This window comes from Streptomyces celluloflavus (assembly GCA_000720995.1).
Classification (GTDB): Bacteria; Actinomycetota; Actinomycetes; order Streptomycetales; family Streptomycetaceae; genus Streptomyces; species Streptomyces celluloflavus.
Genome location: JOEL01000088.1, coordinates 28,895 through 35,986, shown reverse-complemented (window position 1 = coordinate 35,986; position 7,092 = coordinate 28,895). Strand labels below are relative to the sequence as shown.

At 74.1% G+C, this 7,092-nt stretch carries 1 protein-coding gene; it reads left to right on the top strand.

Going from position 1 to position 7,092, the window contains the following annotated elements; genetic code table 11:
- The gene (locus tag IH09_RS35430) at window positions 1-7,059 is read left to right on the top strand and encodes a type I polyketide synthase (RefSeq protein ID WP_110952807.1); all 7,059 of its coding nucleotides are present in this window, start codon (window positions 1-3) and stop codon (window positions 7,057-7,059) included.
- Window positions 7,060-7,092: the final 33 nt, after the last annotated feature.

Here is a 7,092-nt window from a genome sequence, read left to right as displayed (position 1 = left end):
ATGCGATGGCGGGTGCCCGTGTCGGATTTTGTGGCGCATTCGCGTCTGTGTGAGCCGTTGGCCGAGATGTTGCCGGTTCGTCTGGCGGGGATTCGGCCGCGTAGGGGTGCGGTGCCGTTCTTCTCCACTGTGCGGGGCGACTGGCTGGACGGCAGTCTCCTCGACGGCGGGTACTGGTACGAGAATGTGCGCCGTACTGTCCGCTTCGCTGACGCGGTGACTGCCCTTGCGGCGTCCGGTTACCGCAGCTTCGTCGAGGTCTCCGCACACCCGACGCTCACCGCGGCCGTCCTGGAGACCATCGAAGCAGCCGAGCTGCCCGCCCCGTTCACCACCGGCACCCTGGAGCGGGATCGGGGCGGCGCCCGCAGCCTGCTGACCGCGTTCGCCGCGGCCTACGTGCACGGCCTGCCCGTGGAGTGGACCGACGTGCTCCCGCGCGCCGGCGCCCCCGTAGAGCTGCCGACCTACGCCTTCCAGCGCAGCCGCTACTGGCCCGAACCGAAGGCGGCGGCACCCGCCACGGCCTCCTCCGAGGACCCCGAGCGGCGCGTACACGCATGGCGGTTCGCGATCGAGTGGGCGCGCGCCACCGAGCCCGCCACCGCCCTGCTCACCGGCCGCTGGCTGGTACTCGCCCCCGCCGGACACGCACCGCACCCGTGCGTGGCGGCGCTCGCCGCACACGGTGCCGAGCCGGTCACCCTCGCACTCTCCACCGCCGACGCCGACCGCGAAACGTACGAGGCCCGCATCGGCGCCGCGCTCAACGGCACCGAACCCGCGGGCGTGCTCTCCCTGCTGGCCCTCGACACCGGCCCCGTCGCCGCCCACCCCGCCGTCGCCCGCGGCCTCGCTGCCACCCTGGCCGCGGTCCAGGCACTCGGCACCGTCGCCCCGGAAGCGCCCTTGTGGGTACTCACCCGCGGCGCCGTCGCCACCGACCTCGACGAGCCCGCCGCCGACCCGCAGCAGGCGCCCGTCTGGGCGCTCGGCCGCACCGTCGCCGCCGAACACCCCGATCGCTGGGGCGGGTTGATCGACCTGCCCGCAGAATTCGACGCCCGCGCCGCGGCCCGTCTCGTCGCCGTCGTCGCCGCGCGCGACGAGAACGAGATCGCGCTGCGCCCCACCGGCACGCTCCTGCGCCGCCTCGTCCACGCCCCGGCCCCCGCCGCCCCCACCGACCGGCGCCGCCTCGCCCCGCGCGGCACCGTGCTCATCACCGGAGGCACCGGCCACATCGGCGGCCACGCCGCGCGCTGGCTTGCGGCCGAGCGCGGCGCCCGCCACCTCGTCCTCACCAGCCGTTCGGGACCCACGGCCACCGGCACCGCCGCCCTGGCCGCCGAGCTGGCCGCATCCGGCGCCGCCGTGGACGTGTTCGCCTGCGACACGGCCGAGCGTCCCGCTCTCGCCGCCGTGCTCGACCGCATCGCCGTCAGCGGCCCGCAGCTCTCCACCGTGCTGCACGCCGCAGGGGCCCTGGACGACGGCGTGCTCGAACGCCTGGACACCGGCCGGCTCGCTCGCACCTTCGACGGCAAGGCGGGCGGCGCCGCCGCGCTCGACGAGCTGACGGCCCACCTGGACCTCGACGCCTTCGTGCTCTGCTCGTCCATCTCCGCCACCTTCGGCAACGGTGGCCAGGGCAACTATGCCGCCGCCAACGCCTACCTCGACGCCCTCGCCGAGCAGCGCCGCGCCCGCGGCAGGGCCGCCACCTCGCTGGCCTGGGGCCCGTGGGCGGGCGGCGGCGTGGGCCAGGCGAGCGAGGGCGCACGGCAGCGCCTCGCCCGCAACAAGTGGGAGGTCCTGATGGACCCCCGGGACGCCGTCCTCGCCATGGCCCAGGCCATCGAGGACCCGGAGCCGCGGCACACCGCACTCTCCCTGATGGCGGTGGACTTCGCCGCGATGGCCACCGTCCGTGGCCCCGAGCAGCTGCGCCGCGCCCCCCTGATGCGCGACATGCCGGAGATCAGGGCCGCCGACGCGGCCGAGGCCCAGGCGTCGTCGGTGGCCACGCCGGCGGCCGGACTCCCGCTCGTGGAGCAGGTGTCGGCACGGGGATCGCACTCCGAGCAGGAACGTTTTCTCGATGAGCTGATCCGCGGCGAGGCCGCCACGGTGATGGGCTACGCCTGCGCCGACGACATCGAGCCCGGACGCGCCTTCAGCGAGGTCGGCCTCGACTCCCTCACCTCCGTCGAGCTGCGCAACCGCCTCAGCACCGCGACCGCCCTCAAACTGCCCGCGACCCTCCTGTTCGACCACCCCGACCCGGCCGCGCTCGCTGCGCACCTGCGCCGGCGGCTGATGGGCGCGGAAGCGGACCCGCCCGCCGCGCCGGTGCAGCGGCCCGTCACGGTCGACGCCGATGACGACCCCGTCGCCATCGTCGCCATGGGCTGCCGCCTCCCCGGCGGGATCAGAACCCCCGACGAGCTGTGGCAGCTCATCGCCACCGGCACGGACGCCATCACCGGACTGCCCACCGACCGCGGTTGGGACCTGGCAAACCTCTACGACACGGACCCCGACCGCCCCGGCACCCTCTACGTACGCGAGGGCGGCTTCCTCCACGAGGCCCCCGAGTTCGACGCCGCGTTCTTCGGCATCAGCCCCCGCGAGGCCCTGTCCATGGACCCGCAGCAGCGGCTGCTGCTCGAGGTCGTCTGGGAAACCCTGGAGCGCGGCGGCATCGACCCGACTGCGCTGCGCTCCACCCGTACCGGCGTCTTCGTCGGCGGCTTCGGCTCCGGCTACGACCGGCTCGGCGGCGCAGCCGAACAGCAGCTGGAGGGCCAGTCGATGATCGGCAACGCCACCAGCGTGCTGTCCGGCCGGGTCTCCTACCTCCTCGGTCTGGAGGGCCCCGCGCTCACCATCGACACCGCCTGCTCCTCCTCGCTCGTCGCGCTGCACCAAGCCGTGCAGGCGCTGCGCGCCGACGAGTGCGCGCTCGCTCTGGTCGGCGGCGTGACCGTGATGCCGACCCCGCGCGACCTGATCGGCTTCTCACGGCAGCGCGGCCTGGCCGCCGACGGCCGCTGCAAGGCATTCGGCGCAGGGGCCGATGGCATGGGCATGGCCGAGGGCGTCGGCGTCCTCGCCGTCGAACGCCTCTCCGAAGCGCGTCGCAACGGCCATCCCGTGCTGGCCCTCGTGCGCGGCAGCGCCGTGAACCAGGACGGCGCCTCCAACGGCCTCACGGCCCCCCACGGCCCCTCCCAGCAGCGCGTCATCCGCGCGGCGATGGCCAACGCGCGGCTCGCGGCGGCCGACGTCGACGTGGTCGAGGCGCACGGCACGGGTACCGCGCTCGGTGACCCGATCGAGGCGGGCGCGCTCCTCGCGACGTACGGGCAGGACCCCGAGCGACCCGAGGACCGACCACTGTGGCTGGGCTCGCTCAAGTCCAACATCGGGCACACGCAGGCCGCCGCAGGCGTCGCCGGGATCATGAAGATGGTCCTCGCCATGCGGCACGGGTTGCTGCCGAGAACGCTCCATGCGGAGCAGCCGTCGCCCCATGTGGACTGGTCGGCCGGGAACATGAAACTCCTCCAGGAGCCGGTGGAGTGGATGGCGGACGGCGAGCGGCCGCGCCGGGCGGGCGTCTCCGGGTTCGGCGTGAGCGGCACGAACGCGCACGTCATCCTGGAGGAGCCGCCCGAGGCGGACGCCGAGGCGACGCCGCGGGAGACGCCTTCCGAGGTGACGGTCCTTGACGCCGAGGCGGTGGCCTGGCCGGTCAGCGGACGCACCGCCGACGGCCTCGCCGCGCAAGGCCGGCGCCTTCGCGAGCACGTCCTCGCGCGGCCGGAGGTGGCGCCGCGGGACATCGCGTGGTCGCTCGCCACCACCCGTACCGCCTTCGAGCACCGGGCTGTGGCCTTTGGCAGCGGACGCGAGGAACTGGCGGCGGCCCTGGCGCAGATCGCCACGGGGCAGGACGGCGACGACGTGATCGCCGGGTCCGTGCCCGCGAGCGGCGCGGGGCGGGCGGTCTTTGTCTTCCCGGGGCAGGGGAGTCAGTGGGTGGGGATGGGGCGTGAGCTGGCGCAGGTTTCGCCGGTGTTCGCGGCTCGGCTCGCGGAGTGCGCGGCTGCCCTTAAGCCGTATGTGGACTGGGAGTTGGAGGATGTGCTCGCCGGTCGTCATGGGTTTGAGGCTGCGGATGTGGTGCAGCCCGCGCTGTGGGCGGTGATGGTGTCGTTGGCTGCGGTGTGGCAGGCGGCCGGTGTTCAGCCGGATGCGGTGGTGGGTCACTCGCAGGGTGAGATCGCTGCGGCTGCTGTCGCCGGGATTCTGTCTCTCGATGATGCGGCGAAGGTGGTCGCGCTGCGGAGTAGGACGCTGAAGGTGTTGGCCGGCCGGGGCGGGATGATGTCGGTTGCGGAGGCTGCGGATGTGGTGCGGGAGCGTATTGCTGCGTTTGGGGAGCGGTTGTCGCTGGCTGCGGTGAATGGGCCGTTGGCGACGGTGGTGTCGGGTGAGCCGGAGGCGTTGCGGGAGCTGGCGGATTCGTGCCCGGAGTCGGTGCGGACACGGCTGATCCCTGTCGATTACGCCTCGCACAGTGCTCAGGTGGACGACCTGCGTGAGGAGATCCTGTCGGTCCTGGAGGGGATCGTCCCGCGCGAGGCGTCGATCCCGATGGTCTCGGCGATGAGCGGTGAGGTGCTGACCGGTCCGGAGCTGGATCCCGCCTATTGGTACGCCAGCCTCCGCGAGACCGTCGAGTTCGAGCGCGCCGTCCGGATGTTGGGCGAGGACGGTCATCGAACCTTCCTGGAGGTCTCGCCGCACCCCGTACTGGTCGGTCCGGTCGGGGACAGCCTGGCCGACCGCGGTCCCGTCGTCACCGGAACCCTGCGTCGTGAGGACGGTGGCGCGCGCCGCCTGCTCGCCTCGCTGGCCGCCGCCTACGTGCGCGGCGCGAGCGTCGACTGGCAGGCCGTGCTGCGCCGTGGCCCGGCAGCCGACACCGTCGAACTGCCCACCTACGCCTTCCAGCACGCCCGCTACTGGCCCGAGGTGACGGGCACGCAACCGGTGGCCTCCGACCCGCTGGCCGATCTCCGCTACCGCGCCACCTGGTTGCGTCTGCCGGACCAGGCCAAGGACCCGGCGCTGTCCGGGACGTGGCTGCTCGTCGGTGCGAGCGCCGCTCCCGACACGGCCCACCAGGTTTCCCGTGCCCTCACCGAACACGGCGCCGCGGAGATCGTCACCGTCGAGGACAGTGGCGACCGCGCGGCACTGGCCGGGCGCACCCCCACGGGGATCGTCTCGTTGCTGGCCCTCGACGAGTCGCCGGACGGCGGGCACCCCACCGTGACCCGCGGCATGGTCGCCACCCTCGGCCTGATCCAGGCGCTCGGCGAGGCCGCCCCCGAGGCACCGCTGTGGGTGCTCACGCGCGGCGCCGTAGCCACCGGGCCCGGCGAGGCGGGCGGCCCCGCCCAGGCCCAGGCATGGGGACTCGGCCGCGTGACGGCGCTCGAACACCCAGAACGCTGGGGCGGGTTGATCGATCTGCCGGCGGCCGGAGCCTGGAACGAGCGGGCCGCGGCACGCCTTGCCGTGCTGCTGTCAGGCGCCACCGGCGAGGACCAGTTGGCGCTGCGCCCGCAGGGGATTCTGGCGCGGCGCCTTGTCCGGGCGGGTGTCCGTACGGGCACGGAGTCGGCCGGCGGTTCCGGCAGCGGCACGGTTCTCGTCACCGGCGGCACCGACGCCATCGGTGGCGAGGTCGGCCGCTGGCTGTCCGGGCGCGGCGCCGAACGCGTAGTCCTCGCCTCCGGCGAACCGCTGAACGCGGGTGTCGCCGCCCTCGCGGCCGACGTGGCCGGGTCCGGCGCCGAGGTCGCCATCACCGTGTGCGACAGCGCCGAACGCGATGCGCTCACCGGCCTGTTGGCGCGTATCGCCGCCGATGACGGGCCCGCGCTGCGTGGCGTCGTGCATACCGCGGGGGCCGGTCAGGCAACCGCTGTCGCCGACACCACCGCTGAGGAACTGGCGGCTGTCGCGGGCGCGCGGGCAGCCGGGGCGCGCTGGCTCGACGAGCTGACGACCGATCTGGACCTGGACTTCTTCGTCCTGTTTTCCTCGGTGGCCGCGACCTGGGGCAGCGCCCTCGTCCCCGGCTACGCGGCAGGGAACGCCTTCGTCGATGCCCTCGCCGAGCGGCGCAGGGCACGCGGACAGGTGGCCACATCGGTGGCCTGGGGTCCGTGGGGCGACGGGGCGCGCGGTTCGGGATCTGCGTCGGTGCGGCACGGGCTGCGCGTGCTCGCCCCGCAGGTCGCGGTGCGGGCGCTGGGGCAGGCCTTGGACGGCGGAGACGCGCTGGTGACCGTGGCGGACGTGGACTGGCGGGCCTTCGCCCCCGCGTTCACGCTGCGCCGCCCGAGCCCACTGCTCGCGGAGCTGCCGGAGGCGGCGGCCGTCGTGGCCGGGGCTCCGGGGACGACGGTGGACGGTGACGAGGGCAGCGAAGCAGCCGAGTTCGCCCGCACCCTCGCGAGCCTGCCGCCGGCCCGCCGTCAGGCCGCGCTCACCGACTTGGTGCGCGGCGAGGCCGCCCGTGTGCTCTCCCACACCGGAGCCGATGACATCGACCCGGAGCGGGCCTTCAAGGACCTCGGGTTCGACTCCCTGACCGCCATCGAGCTGCGCAACCGGCTTGCCGCCGCCACCGGGGCGACGCTGCCGTCCACCGTCGTCTTCGAGCACCCGACCCCGGCCGCGCTCGCCGCGCACCTGCTGCGGGCGGTCGGCGCGGGAGGGGACTCCGTCCTCGATGAACTCGAACGGCTCGACGCGCTGCTGACGGGGTTGGCGGAGCGGCTCGGCGACGCGAACGCGGCTGATACGCCGAACGACGGCGAGGAGATCGCCGCCCGCCTTGAGGTCGTCGCCGAGAAGTGGCAGCGGCTCCGCCGCGGGACCGGACCCGGCACCGGCAATGACATGGCCGACCGCCTTGAGGACGCGGACGACGACGAGGTATTCGACCTCCTCGGCAAGGAGTTCGGCATCCAGTAACCGCCTGCACTGCCTGCGCCGCCAGAACCATCA